Source organism: Puerhibacterium sp. TATVAM-FAB25 (genome assembly GCF_046535855.1).
Classification (GTDB): Bacteria; Actinomycetota; Actinomycetes; order Actinomycetales; family Cellulomonadaceae; genus Puerhibacterium; species Puerhibacterium variabilis_A.
Genome location: NZ_JAXUAK010000004.1, coordinates 61,836 through 81,931 on the forward strand (window position 1 = coordinate 61,836; position 20,096 = coordinate 81,931).

General features: G+C 77.2%; 20 protein-coding genes. 9 read left to right on the plus strand and 11 right to left on the minus strand.

Features of this window, described 5'->3' with window-relative positions:
* Nucleotides 1–96 precede the first annotated feature (96 nt).
* Together U5M74_RS05655 and U5M74_RS05660 are read left to right on the plus strand one after the other, a co-directional pair.
* Nucleotides 97–459 (plus strand): RNA-binding S4 domain-containing protein, encoded by a 363-nt coding sequence (locus U5M74_RS05655; RefSeq protein WP_069983419.1) that lies wholly within the window; start codon nt 97–99, stop codon nt 457–459.
* A gap of 79 nt (nt 460–538) precedes the next feature.
* Nucleotides 539–1,744, plus strand: a complete 1,206-nt coding sequence (locus U5M74_RS05660) for a dipeptidase (protein WP_410906963.1) — start codon at nt 539–541, stop codon at nt 1,742–1,744.
* Between the two features lie 34 nt (nt 1,745–1,778).
* Here U5M74_RS05660 and U5M74_RS05665 read toward each other — a convergent pair whose 3' ends face one another.
* The 6 genes from U5M74_RS05665 to U5M74_RS05690 all read right to left on the minus strand — a co-directional run bounded on the left by U5M74_RS05665 (nt 1,779) and on the right by U5M74_RS05690 (nt 7,979).
* A complete protein-coding gene (locus U5M74_RS05665) occupies nt 1,779–2,045 on the minus strand; it encodes a hypothetical protein (protein ID WP_410906965.1) in 267 nt (88 codons plus the stop codon).
* Nucleotides 2,046–2,141: 96 nt separating this feature from the next.
* Entirely contained in the window at nt 2,142–2,714 is a 573-nt protein-coding gene (locus tag U5M74_RS05670) for a 1-acyl-sn-glycerol-3-phosphate acyltransferase (RefSeq protein ID WP_410906966.1), read from the minus strand.
* A gap of 47 nt (nt 2,715–2,761) precedes the next feature.
* A complete protein-coding gene (locus tag U5M74_RS05675; protein WP_410906968.1) occupies nt 2,762–3,526 on the minus strand; it encodes a DUF4386 domain-containing protein in 765 nt (254 codons plus the stop codon).
* A gap of 134 nt (nt 3,527–3,660) precedes the next feature.
* The gene (locus tag U5M74_RS05680; RefSeq protein WP_410906970.1) at nt 3,661–6,477 is read right to left on the minus strand and encodes a LuxR C-terminal-related transcriptional regulator; all 2,817 of its coding nucleotides are present in this window, start codon (nt 6,475–6,477) and stop codon (nt 3,661–3,663) included.
* A gap of 31 nt (nt 6,478–6,508) precedes the next feature.
* Nucleotides 6,509–7,048, minus strand: a complete 540-nt coding sequence (locus tag U5M74_RS05685) for a GNAT family N-acetyltransferase (protein ID WP_410906972.1) — start codon at nt 7,046–7,048, stop codon at nt 6,509–6,511.
* A 76-nt stretch (nt 7,049–7,124) separates the two neighbouring features.
* Nucleotides 7,125–7,979, minus strand: a complete 855-nt coding sequence (locus tag U5M74_RS05690) for a GAP family protein (protein ID WP_410906974.1) — start codon at nt 7,977–7,979, stop codon at nt 7,125–7,127.
* Nucleotides 7,980–8,107: 128 nt separating this feature from the next.
* Between U5M74_RS05690 and U5M74_RS05695 the strand changes: the two genes are divergently transcribed.
* The 3 genes from U5M74_RS05695 (at nt 8,108) to U5M74_RS05705 (ending at nt 10,965) form a co-directional block, all read left to right on the plus strand.
* Nucleotides 8,108–9,478: a sensor histidine kinase gene (locus U5M74_RS05695; RefSeq protein ID WP_410906975.1), complete on the plus strand. Its 1,371-nt coding sequence runs from the start codon at nt 8,108–8,110 to the stop codon at nt 9,476–9,478.
* The gene (locus U5M74_RS05700; RefSeq protein ID WP_410906977.1) at nt 9,475–10,158 is read left to right on the plus strand and encodes a response regulator; all 684 of its coding nucleotides are present in this window, start codon (nt 9,475–9,477) and stop codon (nt 10,156–10,158) included. The genes U5M74_RS05695 and U5M74_RS05700 overlap by 4 nt, the downstream gene beginning before the upstream one ends.
* Before the next feature lie 75 nt (nt 10,159–10,233).
* Complete coding sequence (locus U5M74_RS05705; protein ID WP_410906979.1) at nt 10,234–10,965, plus strand: hypothetical protein; 732 nt, start codon at nt 10,234–10,236, stop codon at nt 10,963–10,965.
* A 10-nt stretch (nt 10,966–10,975) separates the two neighbouring features.
* On the opposite strand, the gene U5M74_RS05710 is transcribed toward U5M74_RS05705, so the two are convergent.
* Nucleotides 10,976–11,842, minus strand: a complete 867-nt coding sequence (locus U5M74_RS05710) for a LysR family transcriptional regulator (RefSeq protein WP_410906980.1) — start codon at nt 11,840–11,842, stop codon at nt 10,976–10,978.
* A gap of 72 nt (nt 11,843–11,914) precedes the next feature.
* Here U5M74_RS05710 and U5M74_RS05715 point away from each other — a divergent pair, with 72 nt between their 5' ends.
* A complete protein-coding gene (locus U5M74_RS05715) occupies nt 11,915–13,234 on the plus strand; it encodes an MFS transporter (RefSeq protein WP_410906982.1) in 1,320 nt (439 codons plus the stop codon).
* Here U5M74_RS05715 and U5M74_RS05720 read toward each other — a convergent pair.
* From U5M74_RS05720 to U5M74_RS05730, 3 genes are all read right to left on the minus strand, one after another.
* On the minus strand, nt 13,137–14,654 hold the full coding sequence (locus U5M74_RS05720; protein WP_410906984.1) for an AAA family ATPase: 1,518 nt from the start codon (nt 14,652–14,654) through the stop codon (nt 13,137–13,139). The two genes, U5M74_RS05715 and U5M74_RS05720, sit on opposite strands and share 98 nt — an antisense overlap.
* Before the next feature lie 106 nt (nt 14,655–14,760).
* The gene (locus U5M74_RS05725; RefSeq protein WP_069984510.1) at nt 14,761–15,102 is read right to left on the minus strand and encodes a DUF3140 domain-containing protein; all 342 of its coding nucleotides are present in this window, start codon (nt 15,100–15,102) and stop codon (nt 14,761–14,763) included.
* A 40-nt stretch (nt 15,103–15,142) separates the two neighbouring features.
* On the minus strand, nt 15,143–15,562 hold the full coding sequence (locus U5M74_RS05730) for a ChaB family protein (RefSeq protein ID WP_410906986.1): 420 nt from the start codon (nt 15,560–15,562) through the stop codon (nt 15,143–15,145).
* A 168-nt stretch (nt 15,563–15,730) separates the two neighbouring features.
* Between U5M74_RS05730 and U5M74_RS05735 the strand changes: the two genes are divergently transcribed.
* Nucleotides 15,731–16,342, plus strand: coding sequence for a DedA family protein (locus U5M74_RS05735; protein ID WP_410906988.1), 612 nt, complete (start codon nt 15,731–15,733; stop codon nt 16,340–16,342).
* A gap of 18 nt (nt 16,343–16,360) precedes the next feature.
* Here U5M74_RS05735 and U5M74_RS05740 read toward each other — a convergent pair whose 3' ends face one another.
* Nucleotides 16,361–17,290 (minus strand): alpha/beta fold hydrolase, encoded by a 930-nt coding sequence (locus U5M74_RS05740; protein WP_410906990.1) that lies wholly within the window; start codon nt 17,288–17,290, stop codon nt 16,361–16,363.
* A gap of 185 nt (nt 17,291–17,475) precedes the next feature.
* Between U5M74_RS05740 and dnaK the strand changes: the two genes are divergently transcribed.
* Nucleotides 17,476–19,347 (plus strand): molecular chaperone DnaK, encoded by a 1,872-nt coding sequence (gene dnaK, locus U5M74_RS05745; RefSeq protein WP_410906992.1) that lies wholly within the window; start codon nt 17,476–17,478, stop codon nt 19,345–19,347.
* On the plus strand, nt 19,344–20,012 hold the full coding sequence (gene grpE / locus U5M74_RS05750) for a nucleotide exchange factor GrpE (RefSeq protein WP_410906994.1): 669 nt from the start codon (nt 19,344–19,346) through the stop codon (nt 20,010–20,012). Before dnaK ends, grpE begins: the two co-directional genes overlap by 4 nt.
* Nucleotides 20,013–20,096: the final 84 nt, after the last annotated feature.

A 20,096-nucleotide genomic window follows, 5' to 3' on the forward strand; every position in this document is an offset into this window, starting at 1 on the left:
CGGCGTGTTCTGTACCCACAACGTCTGGGCCCACGACGTCCGGGCCCACGTCCGGGCCCGCGACGTCGGGGCGCGCGGCGGCCTAGGCTGGCAGGCGTGCGCGTGGACGTCTGGCTGTGGGCGGTGCGGCTGTTCAAGAGCCGCTCGGCCTCGGCGACCCTGCTGCGCAACGGGCGGGTGCGGGTCAACGGCGTCGTGGCCAAGCCCTCCACCGCGGTGAAGGTGGGCGACCGCGTCACCTGGCGCGACACGCTGCGCGAGCGCGACGTCGAGGTGCGCGAGCTGCTGCCCAAGCGCGTCGCCGCGCCGCTGGCCGTGCAGGCCTACGCCGACCACAGCCCGCCCGTGCCGCCGCGCGAGGAGCGCCTCGCCGTCGGCGTCCGCGACCGGGGCACCGGCCGGCCCACCAAGCGCGAGCGGCGCGAGATCGACCGCCTGCGCGGCCTGCGCCGGGACTGAGCCGGGACTGACCGCCGCCCCTCGCCGGGGCGGGACGCCGCCCGGCGGCGCCCTCCGGGGCGGCGTCTAGGCTCGCGGCATGACCGACGCCGCCCCCTCCGCCGACGCGCGCGCCCGCGTCGCCGCCGTCCTCGCCGAGCACCCCGTCTGGGACGGCCACAACGACCTGCCGTGGGAGGCGCGCGACCTGGTCGCGTCCGACTGGTCCGCGCTCGACGTCGGGGCCGGCACCGAGGGCCGCACGCACACGGACGTGCCCCGGCTGCGCGCCGGCGGCGTGGGGGCGCAGTTCTGGTCCGTGTACGTGCCCTCCAACCTGCCGGGCAGCAGCGCGGTCACCGCGACGCTCGAGCAGGTCGACGCGGTGCACCGGATGGTCGAGCGCTGGCCCGAGCACTTCCGGCTGGCGCTGACGGCCGACGACGTCGAGGCCGCGTGGCGCGAGGGCCGCATCGCCTCGCTGCTGGGCGCCGAGGGCGGGCAGTCGATCGACTCCTCGCTGGGCGCGCTGCGCGCCCTGCACGCGCTGGGCGTGCGGTACATGACCCTCACGCACAACCACAGCACCCCGTGGGCCGAGTCGGCCACGGACGCCCCGTCGCCGCACGGCGGGCTGTCGGCGTTCGGGCGCGAGGTGGTGCGGGAGATGAACCGCCTCGGCATGCTCGTGGACCTGTCGCACGTCTCGGCGGGCACGATGCGCGCGGCCCTCGACGTCGCCGAGGCGCCGGTGATCTTCTCCCACAGCTCCGCGCGCGCCGTCTGCGACGTGCCGCGCAACGTGCCCGACGACGTGCTGGCCCGGCTCGCCGGCAACGGCGGCGTGTGCATGGTGACGTTCGTGCCGAGCTTCGTCACGCCGGCGATCGGGCGGTGGCGCGCCGCGGCCGGCGAGGCCGCCCGGGCCGCCGGCATCGCGCCCAACGACTACGCCGACTTCGCCGCGTTCAGCGCGGAGTGGGCCAAGGAGCACCCGGTGCCGCCGACGACGCTCGACGACGTCGTCGCCCACGTCGAGCACGTGCGCGAGGTCGCCGGGATCGACCACGTCGGGCTGGGCGGCGACTACGACGGCTCGGCCGGCTTCGCGCCCGGCCTCGAGGACGTCTCCGGCTACCCGAACCTGCTCGTGGCGCTGGCCGAGCGCGGCTGGTCGGACGCCGACCTCGGCCGGCTCACCAGCGGCAACGTGATGCGGGTGCTGCGCGACGCCGAGGCGGTGGCGCGGCGGCTGCAGGCCGTCCGCGCGCCGGGCGTCGCGCGGGTCGCGGACCTCGACGGCTGACGCTCTCGGCGGGAGCTGCCGGCGAACGGGCGGGTCAGACGCCCAGGCGGCGGCGGGTCCAGTCCATGCCGAGCGTCTGCAGCACGTCCGAGCGGTCCCGCTTCGCCGCCTCGGTGAAGGCCCGCAGGGACACCACCGACGCCGTGAGCATGGTGGTGAGGACGGCGCGCGCGGTGTGCGGGTCGGCGGTCGCCTCGTCGAGCAGCTGCTGGACCACCTCGGACCGGATGCCGGGCCCGTCGGGGTCCGAGCACGCCGTCAGCAGGGCGATCGTCATCGATCCGGCGTCGACGTCGCTCATGGTGACCCCTCAGTTCCTCGGTGGACCCCCACTGTTACCCCAGGTGGCGGCGTCGCGCATGCGGGAGCGCGGGTGAGTCAGGGGTGAACTCGCCGGTCAGGCGGCCTCCTCGCGCGCCAGGCGGGGCTCGGTGCGCAGCGCCGGGTGGAACCCCGCCTTGTCCGCGTAGAACGCCCGGACGGTGTCCATGTCGGCGCGCACGTCGCCGGTCAGCTCGATCGTCGGCCCGAGTCCCACGGTCATCGTCGTGCGGTCGACGTAGCCGAGGGTGACCGGCAGGCCGGCCTCGCGGGCGATGCGGTAGAACCCCGACTTCCAGCCGCTGCCCGAGCGCGTGCCCTCAGGGGTGACGACCAGGTGCACCACCTCGCCCGAGCGGACCATCGCCAGCACGTCGTCGACGACGCCCGCCGGGTCGCGCCGGTCCACCGGGATGCCGCCGAGCCGGCGCATGAGGGGCCCGCGCCAGCCGCGGAACAGGGTGTGCTTGCCGAGCCAGCGGATCTTCGCGCCGGCCTCGCCGGCGATGGCGAGCATGAACACGAAGTCCCAGTTGGACGTGTGGGGCGCGCCGACCAGCAGGCCCGACCGGTCGGGGAACGGCTCGGTGCGCAGCTCCCAGCGGCTCAGGCGCCAGTAGGTGCGGGCGAGGGTGCGGCTGACGGACATGCGGTGACGGTAGCGGCCGCGGGCGGTGCTCGCGCCCGCCGTCCGGGTCACGCGGCGGGCCGCAGACCCTTGACCAGCAGCCACAGCCCCAGCGAGAGCTCCCAGCAGAAGATCGGTGCCACCGCGACGGCCGACCAGGCGGACAGCTGGTCGTTCACGCCGAACAGCGTGGCGATCCCGGAGGCCAGCAGCAGGGGAGCCCCGACGAGGCCGAGCAGCGGGATGACGCGCGGCACGCGCCGCGACCGGTACACCAGCGTGCCGAGCAGCAGGGCGTTGACCGCGGCCATGACGCCCGGGCCGAGCAGGAAGGTCCAGTCGCGCACGGCGACGAGCGCGCCGCCGACGGCGACGAGCGCGCCGGGGTCCGCCGCGCCCGCGCCCTGCTGCCGCAGCGTCACGACGGCGAGCAGGCTGACGACGCCGACGAGGATGACCGCCGCCTCGACCAGCCGGGAGGCCACGAAGCCCAGGGCCAGCGACTCGCCGTGCCGCCGCAGCAGCGGGAACAGCACGACGGCGGTGCCGACGCAGGCGAGCGCGTTGACGACGTCGAGCAGCGTCCCGGCGACGACCTGGGCGTCCGCGCCGGGCCCGAGCACGTACCCCGGGTCACCCAGCACCGGGCCGAGCAGCGCGACGGCGGGGATCGAGGCGAGGAACGTCAGGAGGTACAGCGCGCCGGCGAGGCGCGCGGCACGGCGCTCGCCGGACGCCCGTCCGCCGGCGCTCGCGGCCGGGGTGGCGGACGACGGGGCCGCGGCGGCCGGCGCGGCGGTGGCGGTGGCGGTGGCGGGGCGACTGGTGAACATGTCGACGACGCTACGGAGGCGCGGCCGCGGGCGGATCCCCAGGTGTGGGGATCCGGGTGGGGATCCTCGTGGGGGTCCTCGTGGGGATCCTCGTGGGGGTCCTCGTGGGAGCCGTTCGGTGGGCGCGGGGCGGTCTACCGGGCGTCGTCCGGGCCCAGGAGGCCCAGCTCGATGGCCCGCCGGACCGCCTCGCGGCGGCCATGGGCGCCGAGCTTGGCGTACAGGCTCTTGGTGTGGCTGCGCACGGTGTGCAGCGACACCACCAGCCGCGCGGCGATGCCCGGGCCGTCGAGGTCGGTGGCGAGCAGTCGCAGCACCTCCAGCTCGCGGGCGCTCAGCGGGTCGACGAGCGGGGCGGCGAGCGCGTCGACGACGGGATGGCCCGCCGCCGTCGTCCGGCCGCGCGCACCCTCGCCGCGCCCGCCCTCGCGGCCGGAGCCCGCGGCACCGCCGCCCGGGGCGAGCCGCGTCAGCAGGTGCCGGGCCGCCGACCGGTCGGCACCGCTGCGGGCGAGCGCCCGCAGCAGCGCGGCGACGGGCTCGCCCTCGTCCGCGAAGACCCCCACGACTCCCTGCGGCGCGGCCCGCCGCACCGCCTGCGCGAGCGCCGCCAGCGCCGCCTCGCCGTCCCCTGCGGCCTGGTGGGCGCGGGCCTGCAGGACGAGGACCTCGAGCAGCGTGCCGCCGCGCCCGCCGGCTCCGGCGGCACGCTCGAGCCGCGCCAGCAGCCGGGCGGCGTCGCGCAGCGCGCCGTCGTCGCCGTCGGCCGCGTGCCGGGCGAGCAGCACCCGCGCGAGCGTCACGAGCTCGTGCTCGCGCAGGAACGGCACCTCGGCGTCGCCGGCATCGACGGCCTCGGCGAGGTCGGCGTCCAGCCCGCGCCCCAGCACCCACGCCCACGCGCCGTCGACGTCGCCCGCCGCGACGAGCGCACGGGCCCGCTCGGACGCGACCGGCCGCACGTCGGGGAAGTAGTCGGCGACGTAGCGCCGCTCCGCCTCCTCGAGCAGGGCGACCGCGCCGACGGCGTCGCCCTCGGCGAGCCGCAGGCGGGCGGCGACGACGCGGGAGCGGTGGGCGTTCTGCGGCAGGCCGGCGTCGTCGCCGAGGCCCTCGGCGACCCGCAGGTGCTCGCGGGCGCCGGCGAGGTCGCCCGCCTCGCGCAGCGTGTCGGCGAGCCCGACGTGCATGTCCGCCAGCCCGCGCAGCGGCGGCCCGCCGGCGGCGGCGTGCGCCGCGGCGGCGTCGATCGCGTCGCGGTAGGCCCGTCGCGCGTCGCGCAGCCGGCCCTGGGCGAGCCGGATGTCGGCGAGCGCGATCACGGCGCCGAGCGCGTCGGCACGGTGCCCGGCGCGCCGGAGGTCGGCGTGGGCGCGCGACCAGCACTCGAGCGCCTCGTCGAGGTCGCCGGCCGACCAGCGCGCCAGGCCGAGCATCCCGGAAGCCGCCCCGCGCGCGAGGTGGTCGTCGTCGGCGGTCACGTGCAGCGCCCGCTCGGCGTGCGCCACCGTGCCGTCGAGGTCGCCGCGCGCCCGCGCCTCCGCGGCGCGGTACAGCGCGACCTGGGCGAGCGTCGCGCGCACCCCGGCGCCTGCGCCCCCGGTCGGGCCGCCGCCTGCGCCGTCGCCCGCGCCGCCGACCGCGCGCTCGGCGGCCGCGAGCAGCGCGTCGACCTCGTCCGTCCGCCCGGTCGCCAGCAGCGTGCCCGCGTACGCCACGGCCAGCTCTGGCCGGTCCGCCAGCACCGGCCGCGGCAGCGCCGCGAGCCAGCGTCCGAGCGTCGCCTCGCGGCGCTCGCGGCGCAGGGCGGGCGCGGCCGCCGCGACGAGGTCGGCTGCGCGGTCCCACGCCTCGGCGGCGAGCGCGTGCTCGACCGCCTCGGCGGAGTCTCCCCGCGCGGCGAACCAGTCGCTCGCCCGCAGGTGCAGTCCGCGAGCGGTCCCGGGCGCCTCGGCCGCGAGCCGCGCCCGCAGCACGTCGGCGAACAGGTGGTGGTAGCGGTACCAGGTGCGCCGGTCGTCCAGCGGCACCAGGAACAGGTCGGCGCGGTCCAGCGCCGCGAGCGTCGCGGCGCCGTCGGACCCACCGGTGACGGCGTCGCACAGGCCGCCCTCGAGGCGGTCCAGCACGCTCGTGCGCAGCAGGAAGTCGCGGACCGGCGCGGGCTGGGCGTCCAGGACCTCGGCGGCGAGGTAGTCGAGCACGAACCGGTCGGTGCCGCCGACCCGTGCCGCGGCGGCACCCGGGTCGGGCCGCCCGCGCAGCGAGAGGGCGGCCAGCTGCAGCGCGGCGGCCCAGCCCTCGGTGCGGCCGTGCAGCGCGGCCGCGGCGTCGGCGTCCAGCGGGACGCCCATGACGTCGCCGAGGAACGCGAGGGCCTCGGCGGCGGTGAAGCGCAGGTCGGCCGCGCGCAGCTCCACGAGCCGGCCGCGCGCCCGCAGCCGGGCCAGCGGCAGGTCCGGCTCCGTGCGCCCGGCGAGCACCAGGTGCAGCGTCGGCGGCGCGTGCTCCACGAGGAACGCCAGGCCGTCGCGGACCTCCGCCGAGGTGATCGCGTGGTGGTCGTCGATGACCAGGACCACGTCGTCGGGCGCGTCGGCGAGGTCGTTGACCAGCGTCGTGAGCACCTCCGTGGCGGGCGCGGCGGCGTCCGCCCGCTCGCGCGCCGACGCGGCGGCGTCCGGGGCGGCGGTGGCGAGGGCGGCCAGGACGTAGCGCCAGAAGACCGCCGGGTCGTCGTCGCGCGGGTCGGCGGCGAACCAGGCCACGGGCCCGGTCCCGGGCCGCGCCAGCCACTGCGCCAGGAGGGTGGTCTTGCCGAAGCCGGCGGGCGCGACGACGACCGTGAGCGTGGCGGTGGTCGCGTCGGCGAGACGGTCGACCAGGCGGTCGCGCGGCACCGCCGCGGCGCGGGGCCGCGGGGCGCGCAGCTTCGTGCGGACCAGCGTCATGCCGGCCTCCCTCCCTGGCGCACGGCCGCCGTCAGTCGTGCAGGATCCGCTGGAAGAGCACGTGGTCCTGCCAGCGCCCGGCGATCTTCAGGTACCGCGGCGCCGTCCCGATGCGCTCGAACCCGGTGCGCCCCAGCACCGCCTGGGACGCGGCGTTGTGCACGAGCGTGGCGGCCTGCAGGCGGTGCAGCGCCAGCGTGTCGCGGCAGTGCGCCGCGGCGGCCTCGACGGCGGCGGTCATCAGCCCGCGCCCCGTCATCGCGGCGTCGACCCAGTAGCCGAGGTGCGCGCTGCGGAACGCGCCGCGCACGACGTCGTCGACGTTGAGCCGGCCCACCACGCGCTCGCCCTGCACCAGCACCAGCGGCACGCTGCGGCCGGCCGCGTGCCCCGCCAGGGCGCCGGCGACCTGCTGCTCGTGCCAGCCCGCCGTCCAGAAGACGTCGGTGCGCTCCGGCTCCCACGGGGCCAGGTGCTCGCGGTTGCGCTCGTAGGCGGCGAGCAGGGGCTCGCCGTCGCCGGGCCGGAGCAGGCGCAGGACGACGTCGTCGGACAGCGGGACGGGGTGCACGCCGCACAGCGTAAGGGCCGGGACGTCGCACGGGACCCCCTGCAACCCGACGCCCCGGCGTCCTGGGCGGGCGGCGTCAGCCGACGATGCCGAGCGTGCTCGCCGCCCGGAGCGCCAGGACGGCTCCGACGATGCCGAGGATCCAGCCGGTCGTCTCCTCGCCGTTCTTCGCGAACCACGCGTCGATGCGCCGCAGCAGCGGGTCGACGAGGCGCGACGCGGTCAGGCGGCCGGCCAGCAGCAGCAGCGCCGGCAGCACCATGACCAGGCAGTACGCGGCCAGCACGGCGACGTTCGTGGCGGTCGGCAGCCCCGACGCCGACAGGATCCCGATGGCGCCCAGGTAGGGCAGCATCGAGGCGACCTCGACCGCCCCGGCGCCCAGCGCCAGGCCCACCAGCGGCAGCACCGACGGCCGGGCGCGCACCAGCACCGGGCGCCCCTCGGCGCCGGGTCGCGTGCCCGGCCCCGGGGCGGGAGCCCCGCCGGCCGCGGCCGCGTCGAGCCCCAGCGCCCGCTCCCGCCACCGCTGCAGCCGCCCCGGCCGCGGCGTGGTCCCCGCGGCCTCCTGCGCGGCCCGGCGGCGGGCGGCGCGCTTGCCGTCGAACCGGAAGCTGAGCGCGAACAGCGCCACGCCGAGCACCAGCTGCACCCAGGTGAACCCGCGCGTGGCGAGGACGTCCTGGTACCGCTCCAGCAGGGCCCCGGCGCCGAGCAGCACGGCGACGCCCACGGCGAGGTAGGAGCCCGCGATCGTGCCGAGGTAGACCAGGATCCGGCCCGCGCGCGGGCGGCCCGGCGCCAGGAGGAACCAGACGGGCACCGCGAGGGTGCCGAAGCTCGTGGAGTCCAGGAGGGCCAGCACCACGAGCGTCCCGGCCATCGCCGCGAGCCCCGCGCCCGCGGGGAGGTCCAGCGAGAAGATGTCCATGCCGGCGAGCCTGCCCGGGGCCGGGCGCACCTCGCGTCGGCCGGAGGAGCGATCCTCGCCGCCGCCGCGGGCGCCCCGTACACCTTTCGTCGGATCCCATCGCGCCGCCGGCGTGCTGGGATGGGTCCGTGGGCGGCGAGAGCAGGTGGCGCGGGCTGGTGGGCGAGCTGGCGCGCGCCGTCGTCGCGCCGTCGGGCGAGGACCGGCGCGGCCTGGTCGTCGATGCCGGCGGCGCGTTCGCGCTCGGCGCGCTGACGCTCGCCGTCGGGCTCGTGGGCCTCTACGGGCACGCGCCGACGGTGCCGGGGTGGTGGCACCTCGTGCTCCTCGTGCTCGGCTGCCTGCTGCTGCTCGCCAAGCGCGCCCACCCGGTCCGCGCCCTGCTCGGCGGCGCCGTGCTCGTGGCCGTCGACCTGTGGTGGGGCGGCAGCCTGGCGCTGCTCATCGTGCTGTGGGACCTGCTGTACGCCGCCGCCCTGTGGACGAGGCCGCGCGCGCGGCGGTGGCTGTGGATCACGACGACGACGCTCGCCGCCGGCGCGTCCGTGGCCGGGGCCGTCGCCGCCCGCGACCCGCGCGTGGCCGTGTCGGTGGCGCTGACGATGACGGCCGTGCTGCTCATGCCGCTGTGGTGGGCCACCAACGTGCGGCAGAAGACGGAGCTGGCCGAGCTCGAGCGCCAGCGCGCCGACCTCGCCGAGCGGCAGGTGGACCTGGAGCGCCGGCGCGCCGCCGACCTCGAGCGGATCGGCGAGCTCGACCGGCACGAGGCCGTGCGGGCCGAGCGCGCCGCCATGGCGCGCGACCTGCACGACGCCGTCGCCTCCCACCTGTCGGCCATCGCCATCCACTCCGGCGCGGCGCTCGCGGGCCCGCCCGACGCCGGGCGCGACCGGGCCGCCCTGGAGCAGGTGCGCACCAGCGCGGTGGCGTCCCTGGAGGAGATGCGCGCGATGATCCTGCTGCTGCGCTCGGACGTGCGGCGCGAGCCCGAGGTCGCGGCCCCGGCCCGGCTGACGGCGCCCGCCGCGGTCGAGGCGCTGCTCGACGGGGCGCGGGCGGCGGGGGCGGCCGTCGCGCTCGAGGACCCGGACGGCGTGCTCGGCCGCCCGGTGCCGGCCGCGGTGGACCAGGCGCTGCACCGCATCGCGCAGGAGGCGCTCACCAACGTGGTCAAGCACGCGCCGGGCAGCGCCGTCGTCGTGCGCGTGCGGCGCACGGCCGGCGCCCACGGCGCCGACGGCGCCCAGGTGGAGCTTCTGGTGGCCGACGACGGCGGGCCGGCGGCCGCCGGTCGCGACGCGCCGGGCCGCGACCACGCCGCGCTGAGCGGCGGCACCGGCCTGCTGACGATGCGCGAGCGCGCCGAGGGGCTCGGCGGCACCTTTGCCGCCGGCCCCGCGCCGGCGGGCGGCTGGCAGGTGCGCACCGCGATCCCGCTCGACCCGGGGACCGCCGCGGCCGGCGTGCCGCTGGCCGGGACACGGAGCGACGGATGACGGTACGGGTGCTGCTGGCCGACGACCACGCGGCGATCCGCGCCGGCATGCGTCTGCTGCTCGAGGCGGCGGGCGACGTCGTCGTCGTGGGCGAGGCCGCCGACGGGGCCGCGGCCGTGACGAACGCGCGGGCGCTGCGCCCGGACGTCGTGCTCATGGACGTGCGCATGCCGGGCACCGACGGCCTCGCCGCGACGCGCGCCGTCGTCGACGAGGGGCTGGCGGAGGTGCTGGTGCTCACCACCTTCGACCTCGACGAGTACGTGGACGAGGCGCTGCGCGCCGGGGCGGCCGGTTTCCTGCTCAAGTCCGCCGAGCCGGCCGCGCTGCTGGACGCCGTGCGGCGCGTGGCCGCCGGCGACGGCGTGCTGGCGCCCGAGGTGACCCGCCGGCTGCTGCGCCAGCTCGCCCGCCTGCCGGTGGGCGGCCCGGACGGCCGGCCGGCGGGCGCCCCCGACGGCGGGACGGCGGTCGGCGACCCGCGGCTCGCGGCGCTGACGCCGCGCGAGCGCGACGTGCTGGCGGCGCTCGGCCGCGGGATGGCCAACGCCGAGATCGCCACCGCGCTGGTGATCACCGAGGCGACGACCAAGACGCACGTCTCGCGCGTGCTCACGAAGCTCGGGGTCGCCTCGCGGCTGCAGGCGGCGATCGTGGCGCGGGAGGCCGGGCTGGTCTGACCCGCGCCCGCTCGCGCCGGCCCGGGACGCCCGCCGCTCGCTGCGAGCGGTCGGGCCCCGTGCCACCGTGACGCCATGCCGTCGTCGACTCTCGCCCGCCCCGCCGAGGTGGCCGCCCGCCCCGCCGGCGCGGCGGTCGCCGCGCTCTTCGGCGCCGTCGCGCGCCTCCTGCACGCCCGGCCGATCCACCTGCGCGGCGTGCTGCTCGACGCGGCGCTCGTCGTCGCCGAGGACGAGCCCGGCGCCGAGGTGCTGCCGCAGGGGCGGACCGACGCGCTCGTGCGGCTGTCCCTCGGGGCCGGGATGCCGCGCGGCTGGCCCGATGTCATCGGGCTGGCCGTGCGCTGGCACGTCGACGGCGAGCCGCAGGACCTGCTGTTCTCCTCCAGCCGCCCGGGCCGGCTCACGCGGTTCACCCCGCTGCCGCGGCGGCGGCTGAACGGCTGGTTCGGCACCCTGATGCCGCTGCGCACGGAGGCGGGCCCCGTGGTGCTCGGGGTGCGGCCCGACGTCGCGGCCACCCGCGCCACCGGCACGGTGACGTACGAGATCCTCGAGGCCACGCCGCTGGGCGCGTGGCACCGGTTCGGGGGCCTCGAGCTGCGCGGGCCGCTGCTGCCGGGCGCCGGGGTGCCGGCGCGCGACGGCGACGACCCGCAGGTGCGGTTCGACCCCACGGAGAACGCCCCGCGCGGCCTCGGCACCTACCGGTGGGAGGACCTGCTGCGGACGCAGTCGTACGCCGCCTCCCGGAGCGGCTCGCAGTCCTCGGTGCCCGCCCGCGGCCCGCGCAGCGGCCCGGCCTGAGCGCCGCCGCTCAGACCGCCGGGTCGTGGAGCCGGTCCCGCAGCCGCGGTGCCGCGTCGCGCAGCTCCGCCGGGGCGGGCGTCCGCGTGACCAGGGACAGCCGCATGGCGCCCGGCGCCGGCGCCGGCTCCGTGCGGTCGCCCGGTGCGGCGTACCACCGGGTCGCCAGCTCGGGCACGACGACGGCGCAGCGGCGCGCGCGGCCCATCCGTACCGCGGCCTCCACCGTGGCGCCTGGCCGCGGCGCGGCACCGAGGTCGGCCAGGCGGCGGGGCAGCGCGTCGCCCGCGCGGTCCACGGTGCAGTAGACGACCGTCCGCCCCGCGTACGGGCGCCGGCCCAGGCCGCGGCCCGGGGCGCCGTCGGGCAGCAGCGTCACGAGCGGCGAGCTGCCGAGGTCGGTGACGCTCACCCCGCGCGGCAGCACCGTCTGCTCGGCGATGGTCACGACGGCGGCGTCGAGCGCACCCTCGTCGAGGCGCTGCAGCAGGGTGGGGCCGTGCTCCACCTCGGGCTGCACGGTCACGCCGTCGAGCTCGAGGTCCAGCGCGGTGAAGACGACGGCCGCGAGGCTCGGGATGGTGCCTACGGCGAGGGTCCGCTCCCGTGCCGCCGCCAGCGCCCGCTCCGGCAGCGCCGCGAGGTGCGCGAGCACGTGCGTCGCCTGCTGCGCCACCTCGCGCCCGGCCGCGGTGGCGCGGGCCCCCGTGGTGTCCCGGTCGAAGAGGCGCGTGCCCAGCCGGCGCTCCAGGGCGCCGAGCCGCTGGCTCGCCGAGGGCTGGCTCACCAGCAGCTCGCGCGCCGCCGCCCCGAGCGAGCCGTGCCGCGCCACCGCCTCGACCAGGCGCAAGTCATCGACCGAGATGCGGGAGCCCATAGGCACACCCTAGGAGAGCCCGTCCGCCGCCGTCGTCTACCCGGGCCCCTGCGATGCCGCCACCATCGTCCCGTGCGCCGACACCTGCAGACCCTCACCGCCGTCACCTTCATCACCTGGGTGGGGCAGCGCGTCACGGCGGTCGCGCTGCCGCTCGTGGCGCTCGCGGAGACGGGCGACGCGTGGACGACCGGCCTCGTGGGCGGCATGGCCGGGCTCCCGCTGCTCACCTCGGCGTGGTGGGGGCGGCGGCTGCGCGGGCGGCTCGTCTCGGGCCGGGCGCTGGCGCTGGTGCTGCTGGTGCAGGCGGCGGGTCTGGCGCTGGTGCCGCTGGCCTCCGCGACGGTCGGCATGGGGGCCGTGGTGCTCAGCGCGTCAGGGCTCGTCACCGGGGCGACCGGTGCGCTGCTGGCGCCGGCGCAGCGGTCGCTCACGGCCGACCTGGCCGAGGCCGGGGACGCCGGCTCGGCCGCGCGCTGGCTCTCCTGGCAGGACCTGGCGCACCGGGTCTCGATGATCTTCGCGCCGCCGCTGGGCGCGTTCCTCGTCGGCACCTGGGGCGCCGAGCCGCTGCTGTGGTGCGAGACGGCGGCGGTGCTGCTCGGCGCGGCGGCGATGGCCGCGGTGCCCGGGGCGGCCGCGGCGGCAGGCCGTGCGCCGGGCGACGGGGCGGCTGCGGGCGGGTCCGGCGCGGGCGCGCCCGCACCGGACGACGCGGCGCACGACGTTCCCGTGCGTGCCGTGCTGCGCCGCCACCCCGACCTCGCGATCAGCATCGCGCTGGCCGGCGTCGGCGGGCTGGCGTGGTTCGCGTTCAGCCTCGGTCTGGCGTTGCTCGGCGCGGAGCTCGACCGCCCGGGGGAGCTCGTGGCGGCCGGCATGGCGGGCTACGGCACGGCGTCGGTGGCGATGTCGTTCGTGGTCCCGCTGGTCGTCGACCGCCTGCCGCGCGCCGCCACGATCGTCACCTCCTGGGCGGTCCTGGGCGGCGCCTTCGCGCTGCTGCCGCTCGCGGCGCCGGGCCTGGCCGCCATCGCCGTCGTCTCCGCCGTCGGCGGCGCGGCGATGCCGCTGGGCATCGCGGCGCTCAACGCGCTGATCAGCGAGCGCACCGCGGGCGCCGAGCGGCGCGCCGCGTTCACGGCGGAGACGGTGCTGCACAGCGGCGGCGCGTCGCTCGGGCTGCTCGCCGGCGGGGCCGTCATCGGCTGGTTCGGCGCCGGGCCGACGCTCGTCGTCGCCGGGGTGGTGCAGGCGCTGGCCGCCGTCATGGCCGGGGTGCTCCTGCGGTCGCTCACCGCCCCCCGGCGTCGTCCCCCGGCGCCGCCCACGGGTCGAGCTCGTCCGGCTGCGAGCCGTCCTGCTGTGCGCCGCCCAGCAGCGACCGGGTGATGCGCTCGGCGTCGTCCGTCATCTCGGCCACGGCCGCGCGCAGGTCGTCGTCGCCGACCGGGTGCCCGGCCTCGGCCGCGAGCAGCACCGCGCGGCGGATCACCTCCTTGACGAACGACGCGGTGACCCCCGCGGTGCGGTCGGCGGCCTCGTCGAGCGCGGCGGCGGTGAACGGCAGGTCCGCGGCGTACAGGTGGAAGAGCCGGCGGCGCGCCCCGTCGTCCGGCAGGGGGATCTCGACGGCGAGGTCCACGCGCCCGGGGCGCTGGGCGAGCGCGCGCTCGAGCAGGTCCGCGCGATTGGTGGTGAGCAGGAACGCGACGTCCGCGTCCGTGCCCAGCCCGTCCATGGCGTCGAGCACGTCGAAGAGCAGCGGCTGCGGGCCGTCGTGGAAGGAACGGTCCTCGGCGATGAGGTCGCAGTCCTCGAGCACGATCACAGCCGGCTGCATGGCGCGGGCGACGTCCGCCGCCATGCCGACGAGGCGCAGCGTGGTCCCCGCGAGCACGATGACGGTGGTGCCCTCCGCCGCGCCGACCAGGTGGCGCACGGTGTGGGTCTTGCCGGTGCCGGGCGGGCCGTAGAGCAGCACGCCGCGCTTGAGGTGCTGGCCGGCGGCAAGCAGCGCCTCGCGGTGCTGGGCCACGCCGAGCACCTGCCGGGTCACGCGGTCGAGGGTGCCCGGGGGCAGCACGACGTCGTCGGCGGGCACGGGGGTGCGCCGCAGGAACGTCACGCCGCCCGCGGCCGGCTCGTAAGGGTTGCCGGTGAACGCGACGACCTGGCCGCGCAGGACGCTGCGGTCGACCATGGCCCCGCGCAGCTCCGCGAGCAGCCGCAGCGTGACGTCCTCGTCCGCGCAGAGCACCTCCAGCACGCCCTGCATGTCGTACCGCGGCGACGGCCCGCGCTGGAGCACGGCCACAGGCACGCCGTCGACGGCGAACAGGTGCAGGCCGAACGTGACCACCCGGCGCTCGGAGTCCGGGCCGGTGGCGGTGCGGGCGTAGTCGACGGCACCGAGCGGGAACTGCCGCCACTGGCGCGACTGCTCGACGATCTCCGACAGCGAGCTGTGCATGCGCTGCTCGCCCCCGCCGACGCCGACCAGGCGGCCGCCGCCGTGCCGGGCGACGACCGCCTCGAGCGCCACGTCGGCGTCGACCAGCCGCATCGGCGAGACCTGCTCCGTCACCACCGCGAGCCCTCGCGGCTCCGTCCCGAGGTGGTCGGCGAGCACGCCGGCGACCGTGGGTCCGGGGGACGCCTCCTGCTGCTGGGCCCGCCCGGCGGCGTCGGCGAGGCGGTGGAACGCCGCCAGGAACGCCGTCAGGTCGAGGCCGGTGGGCTCGGCCGAGGGGTGAGGCTCGGTGTGGCCGGCGCGCGCGGCGCCGTCGCCGGCGGTGGCGTCGGGAAGCATGCCGGCGACGCTAGCGCCGCCGGCACGGCCCCGTACAGGACGAATGCGGCCGTCCGGCCGCACGACGGCGGTGCGGGCGTGTCCTGCGCCCGCACCGCCGTCCTCGTCAGGCGTTCGGGTCCTTGAGCGGGTCGTGACCCAGCGACATCAGCCGGTGGCGCCACGCGGCGTCGCCGGCCGTCGACTCCATGTCGGGGCCGCGCGCCGCCTGCACCTCCTCGACCACGGAGCGCATGACCACGGCGTCGTCCGGCGTGAGGTCGGTGCGCCGCTTGCCCAGGATCTCCAGCACCGCGCGGGACCGCTCGGTGCCGGCCTGGTCGGGCAGCGCGTCGGAGCCCACGGGAGAGGCGTCCGTGGCGAGCCACTCCTGCAGCTCGCGCGAGGTCATGTTGACCACGTCGTGGAAGTCCTGCCACAGCTCGTCGCTGATCTCGGCGCCCGTCATGGCCGCCTCCTCACCTACGCTCGTCACCTGCGTGCGCTCGTCACCTGCGTGCGTCGCGGCTGGCCTTGTCGTTGGCCTTCTGGATCGCGTCGACCAGCTCGTCCTTGGACATGCTCGACCGGCCGGAGACGTCGAGCTTCTTGGCGAGCTCGTACAGGTGCTCCTTCGAGGCGTTCGCGTCGACGCCGCCCGCGGTCTCGCGGTCCGTGCCCCGGCCGCCCTCGGCCTGCGCGTCCGACGGGCCCTTCTCGTCCTTGGGCTCCCAGTGGTCGCCCACCTTCTCGTGCGTGTGCTTGAGCGCGGAGTACCCCACCTGGTGCGCGCGGCGCTCGTCATCGTACGAGTCCATCGCCGAGTCGTGCGCCTTGGCGAACGTGCGCTGGGCCTTGGCGTCCGAGCGCTCGAGCGTCGAGGGCAGCTCGTCCTTGCGGGCGTCACCCTTCTTCGTGGTCTTCGGCATCGTCGGCCTCCCTTCCGCACACCACCGTGCGCCAGGCCCGCGGTGCTTGCAGGACGAGCCGCGCGGGCGCCGTCGGGGCGGGCCGCCGCACGGGGCTCGGCCCGCCTCGGCCGTGGCGTGCGCCACGACGCCGTCGCCCGCCGCTGACCGGCCCGTACGCTGGGTGGCGTGACAGACGTGGCGGCGGCCTACGGCATGGCGGGGTGGCCGTTCTGGGCCGTCGTGACCGGCCTGTTCGTCGTCGTGATGGCCCGGTCGCACCTCTTCTACTGGCTGGGGCGCGGCGTGCTGGGCGGCGCCCGGCGCATCGTCCACACCGGCGACGCCGGGAACCTGCCGCGGGCGACGGCGGAGCCCGCCGCCGGACCGACCGGCGTCGACCGCGGTCACGCGCCGCGCGCCGCGCGCCGCCGCGTCGACCGCGTCGACCGCGTCGACCGCCTGCTCGGCACGCCCCCGGCCCGGCGCGGCCTCGCCCTGGTGCACCGCTGGGGCCCGCTCGCCGTGACGGCCGCCTACCTCACCGTCGGCGTGCAGACCGCGGTGTTCGTCGCGTCCGGGCTGGTGCGCATGCCGTACGCGCGCTTCGTGGCCGCGTCCGTCCCGGGCAGCATCGCGTGGGCGTTCGTCTGGGGCACCGTGGGCCTCGGCGCCGTGTGGGCGGCGGTGCGCCTCGCGGCGGCGTCGCCGTGGGCCCTGGCCGGCGTGCTGGTGCTGGCCGTCGCGGTCGGCGTCGTGGTGGTCGCCCGACGCCGGCGCCGCGCCCGCGTCGCGGCCTGACCCGCCGGGACAGGTCGCTCAGGCGCGGTGCGCGGCAACCCGCTGCACGCCCTCGGCGACGCGCAGGACGGCGCCGACAAGGTCCTCCAGGCCGGGCTCCTCGACGGGGAAGTGCCCGCACCCGCGCAGCACCACCAGCTCGGCCGGCGCCGCGACGCGGCCGAGCCACCGGGCGCTGACCTCGAGCGGGGTCCACGCGTCCTGAGCCGGGTGCGCCAGGACGACCGGGGTGCGCATCCGCTCGGGCGGGGTGTGGGGGTAGGTCAGGTACGAGGCGAGGAAGCCGAGCGGGACCCTGGCGCCGCCGCCGCGCGGGTCGGTCGCGCAGAGCCGGGACAGGCGGGGGTCGCGGCTCATCCTCGACAGCGCGGCGACCCACGACACGGCGATGCCCCGCCGGGCGAGCCCGCGGGGGAGCAGCCGCGCCAGCGGCCCGCCCAGGACCCCCAGCGGCCCGAAGCGCGTCATCACCGCCCGGGCCCGCCGGTCGCGCGGGTCGAGCAGGCAGGTCGCGACGACGGCGGCGACGCGGTCGGTGGTCGCGGCCACCTCGTGGGCGAGCATCCCGCCGATGCTGGCCCCCAGCAGCACCAGCGGCCGGCCGTCGTCCTCCGCGGCGACGAGGTCCTGGAGCAGGGCGACCCAGTCCGCGTAGCGCACGGCTGCCGGGTCGGCGGAGGTGGTCCGGCCGTAGAGGGGCAGGTCCACGGCGGCGAGGTCGACCTGCTCCGCGGGGAGCAGGGAGGCGACCGGCCACAGCGCGGCGGCGTGCCCGCCCGCGCCGTGCACGAGCAGCACGCGCACCGGTGCCCGCCCGGCTGCCCGGCGCAGGACGTGGACCTCGTGCCCGCGCCACCGCCACCACGTGCTGGCCGGCTCCGCCTCGGCCCCGGCGCGCCGGGCCGGAGGGAGGAACGCCGCGTACTCGGCCACGCCGGGAGAGGTCACCCCGGCACGGTAGCGGCGGGCGGTCGGCCCGTGCCCGAGCTCCCGCTCGACGCGCGGGAATAGCCGCCCCCATCACAAGGTTGAGTCAGGCAGGCTCAACTTCGACGCCGCGCGCTTGCGCCTCGGGCCGCGGCGACCTAAGTTGAGCGAAGCAGACTCAACCCGATCGTCCGGAGGAACTCGCAATGGGACGTGCAGTCGGCATCGACCTCGGCACCACGAACTCGGTGGTCGCCGTCCTGGAGGGTGGGGACCCCACCGTCATCGCCAACGCGGAGGGCTCGCGCACCACGCCCTCGGTCGTGGCGTTCTTGAAGACCGGCGAGGTGCTCGTCGGTGAGGTCGCCAAGCGCCAGGCGGTCACGAACGTGGACCGCACCATCTCCTCGGTCAAGCGCCACATGGGCACCAGCTGGAGCCAGGAGATCGACGACAAGAAGTACACGCCGCAGGAGATCAGCGCCCGCATCCTGGGCAAGCTCAAGCGCGACGCCGAGGAGTACCTGGGCGAGCCCGTCACCGACGCGGTCGTCACGGTCCCGGCGTACTTCAACGACGCCGAGCGCCAGGCCACGAAGGACGCCGGCCAGATCGCCGGCCTCAACGTGCTGCGCATCGTCAACGAGCCCACCGCGGCGGCCCTGGCCTACGGCCTCGACCGCGGCAAGGAGGACGAGCTCATCCTCGTCTTCGACCTCGGTGGCGGCACGTTCGACGTCTCCCTGCTCGAGGTGGGCAAGGACGAGGACGACTTCTCGACCATCCAGGTGCGCGCCACCTCGGGCGACAACCGCCTCGGCGGCGACGACTGGGACAACCGGATCGTCGAGTGGCTGATCGACCGCGTGAAGAACACCGCGGGCGTCGACCTGTCCAAGGACAAGATCGCGCTGCAGCGTCTGCGCGAGGCCGCGGAGCAGGCCAAGAAGGAGCTGTCGTCGGCCACGTCGACGACCATCTCCATGCAGTACCTGTCGATGTCCGAGAACGGGCCCGTCCACCTGGACGAGAAGCTCACGCGCGCCCAGTTCCAGCAGATGACGCAGGACCTGCTCGACCGCACCAAGGAGCCGTTCCACAACGTCATCCGCGACGCCGGCATCTCCGTGGCCGACATCGACCACGTGGTCCTGGTCGGCGGCTCGACCCGCATGCCCGCCGTGGCCGACGTCGTGCGCGAGCTGACCGGCGGCAAGGAGCCCAACAAGGGCGTCAACCCGGACGAGGTCGTGGCCGTCGGCGCCGCGCTGCAGGCCGGCGTCATCAAGGGCGACCGCAAGGACGTCCTGCTCATCGACGTCACCCCGCTGTCGCTCGGCATCGAGACCAAGGGCGGCGTGATGACCAAGCTCATCGAGCGCAACACGGCCATCCCGACCAAGCGCTCGGAGATCTTCTCGACGGCCGAGGACAACCAGCCGTCCGTCGCGATCCAGGTGTTCCAGGGCGAGCGCGAGTTCACGCGCGACAACAAGCCGCTGGGCACCTTCGAGCTGACCGGCATCGCCCCGGCCCCCCGTGGCGTGCCGCAGATCGAGGTCACCTTCGACATCGACGCCAACGGCATCGTGCACGTGTCCGCCAAGGACCGCGGCACGGGCAAGGAGCAGTCGATGACGATCACCGGCGGCTCGGCGATCCCCAAGGACGACATCGAGCGGATGATCAAGGACGCCGAGGCGCACGCCGAGGAGGACAAGAAGCGCCGCGAGGACGCCGAGACGCGCAACCAGGCGGAGGCCTTCGCGTACTCGATGGAGAAGCAGATCGCGGACAACCGCGACAAGCTCCCCGCCGACGTCGTGTCCGAGGTCGAGGCCGACGTCGCCGCCGTGAAGTCCGCCCTGGAGGGCGAGGACGCCGCCGCGGTCAAGGCCGCGTACGAGAAGCTCGGCGCCTCCTCGCAGAAGATCGGCCAGGCGCTCTACGCCTCCGCCGACCAGCAGGCCCCGGCCGGCGACGCGGGCGCGTCGGCGGGCGGCACCTCCGCCGGTGCCGCCTCCGACGACGACGTCGTCGACGCCGAGATCGTGGACGACGAGGACGACAAGAAGTGACGGACCGCGACGTCACGGGCACCCCCGAGCCCGAGGAGGGCTCGGGGGCCACCCCGTTCCACTTCACGGACAAGCGCAAGGTCGACCCCACCTCCGGCGCGCCGCGCGTGCCGGCCGAGGGGGCGTCCGACGCCGCCGGGGCGCCGCAGGGCGACCAGGGCGGCCAGGGCGACCAGGGCGGCCAGGCGGCCGACCCGCTCGAGGCGCTCGACTTCGAGCCGTCCGCCGAGACGGCCGAGCTCGAGAAGGCCAAGGCGGACGCGGCCCAGCACCTCGACGCGCTCCAGCGCGAGCGGGCGGCCTTCACCAACTACCGCAACCGGGCGCTGCGCGACCAGGAGGCCGCACGCACCCAGGGCACGCAGGACGTGCTCGCCGCCCTGCTGCCGGTGCTCGACGACCTCGAGCGCGCCAAGCAGCACGCGGAGCTGTCCGGGCCCATGGCGGCGATCGCGGAGAAGATCGACGCGACGCTCGCCCGGTTCGGCGTCGAGCGGTTCGGCGCGGTCGGCGAGGAGTTCGACCCGACCGTGCACGAGGCGCTCATGCACCGGGCCGACGCCGAGGCCACCGCCACGACGGTGGAGCTCGTCGTCGAGCCGGGCTACCGGATCGGCGAGAAGATCGTGCGCGCGGCCCGCGTGGGAGTCGTCGGGCCCGAGTGACCACCGCGCCGAGATAGAGAGGCTGGAGGTCGCGGCGGCTGGTGCCGCCGCGGCGGACAGCCTCTCTATCTCGGCGTCATCAGC

Excerpts from the sequence above, each read along its gene's own strand:
- U5M74_RS05660 (WP_410906963.1), top strand. The coding sequence starts at position 539 with ATGACCGACGCCGCCCCCTCCGCCGACGCGCGCGCCCGCGTCGCCGCC.
- U5M74_RS05665 (WP_410906965.1), bottom strand. The coding sequence starts at position 2,045 with ATGAGCGACGTCGACGCCGGATCGATGACGATCGCCCTGCTGACGGCG.
- U5M74_RS05670 (WP_410906966.1), bottom strand. The coding sequence starts at position 2,714 with ATGTCCGTCAGCCGCACCCTCGCCCGCACCTACTGGCGCCTGAGCCGC.
- U5M74_RS05675 (WP_410906968.1), bottom strand. The coding sequence starts at position 3,526 with ATGTTCACCAGTCGCCCCGCCACCGCCACCGCCACCGCCGCGCCGGCC.
- U5M74_RS05680 (WP_410906970.1), bottom strand. The coding sequence starts at position 6,477 with ATGACGCTGGTCCGCACGAAGCTGCGCGCCCCGCGGCCCCGCGCCGCG.
- U5M74_RS05690 (WP_410906974.1), bottom strand. The coding sequence starts at position 7,979 with ATGGACATCTTCTCGCTGGACCTCCCCGCGGGCGCGGGGCTCGCGGCG.
- U5M74_RS05700 (WP_410906977.1), top strand. The coding sequence starts at position 9,475 with ATGACGGTACGGGTGCTGCTGGCCGACGACCACGCGGCGATCCGCGCC.
- U5M74_RS05705 (WP_410906979.1), top strand. The coding sequence starts at position 10,234 with ATGCCGTCGTCGACTCTCGCCCGCCCCGCCGAGGTGGCCGCCCGCCCC.
- U5M74_RS05710 (WP_410906980.1), bottom strand. The coding sequence starts at position 11,842 with ATGGGCTCCCGCATCTCGGTCGATGACTTGCGCCTGGTCGAGGCGGTG.
- U5M74_RS05720 (WP_410906984.1), bottom strand. The coding sequence starts at position 14,654 with ATGCTTCCCGACGCCACCGCCGGCGACGGCGCCGCGCGCGCCGGCCAC.
- U5M74_RS05725 (WP_069984510.1), bottom strand. The coding sequence starts at position 15,102 with ATGACGGGCGCCGAGATCAGCGACGAGCTGTGGCAGGACTTCCACGAC.
- U5M74_RS05730 (WP_410906986.1), bottom strand. The coding sequence starts at position 15,562 with ATGCCGAAGACCACGAAGAAGGGTGACGCCCGCAAGGACGAGCTGCCC.
- dnaK (WP_410906992.1), top strand. The coding sequence starts at position 17,476 with ATGGGACGTGCAGTCGGCATCGACCTCGGCACCACGAACTCGGTGGTC.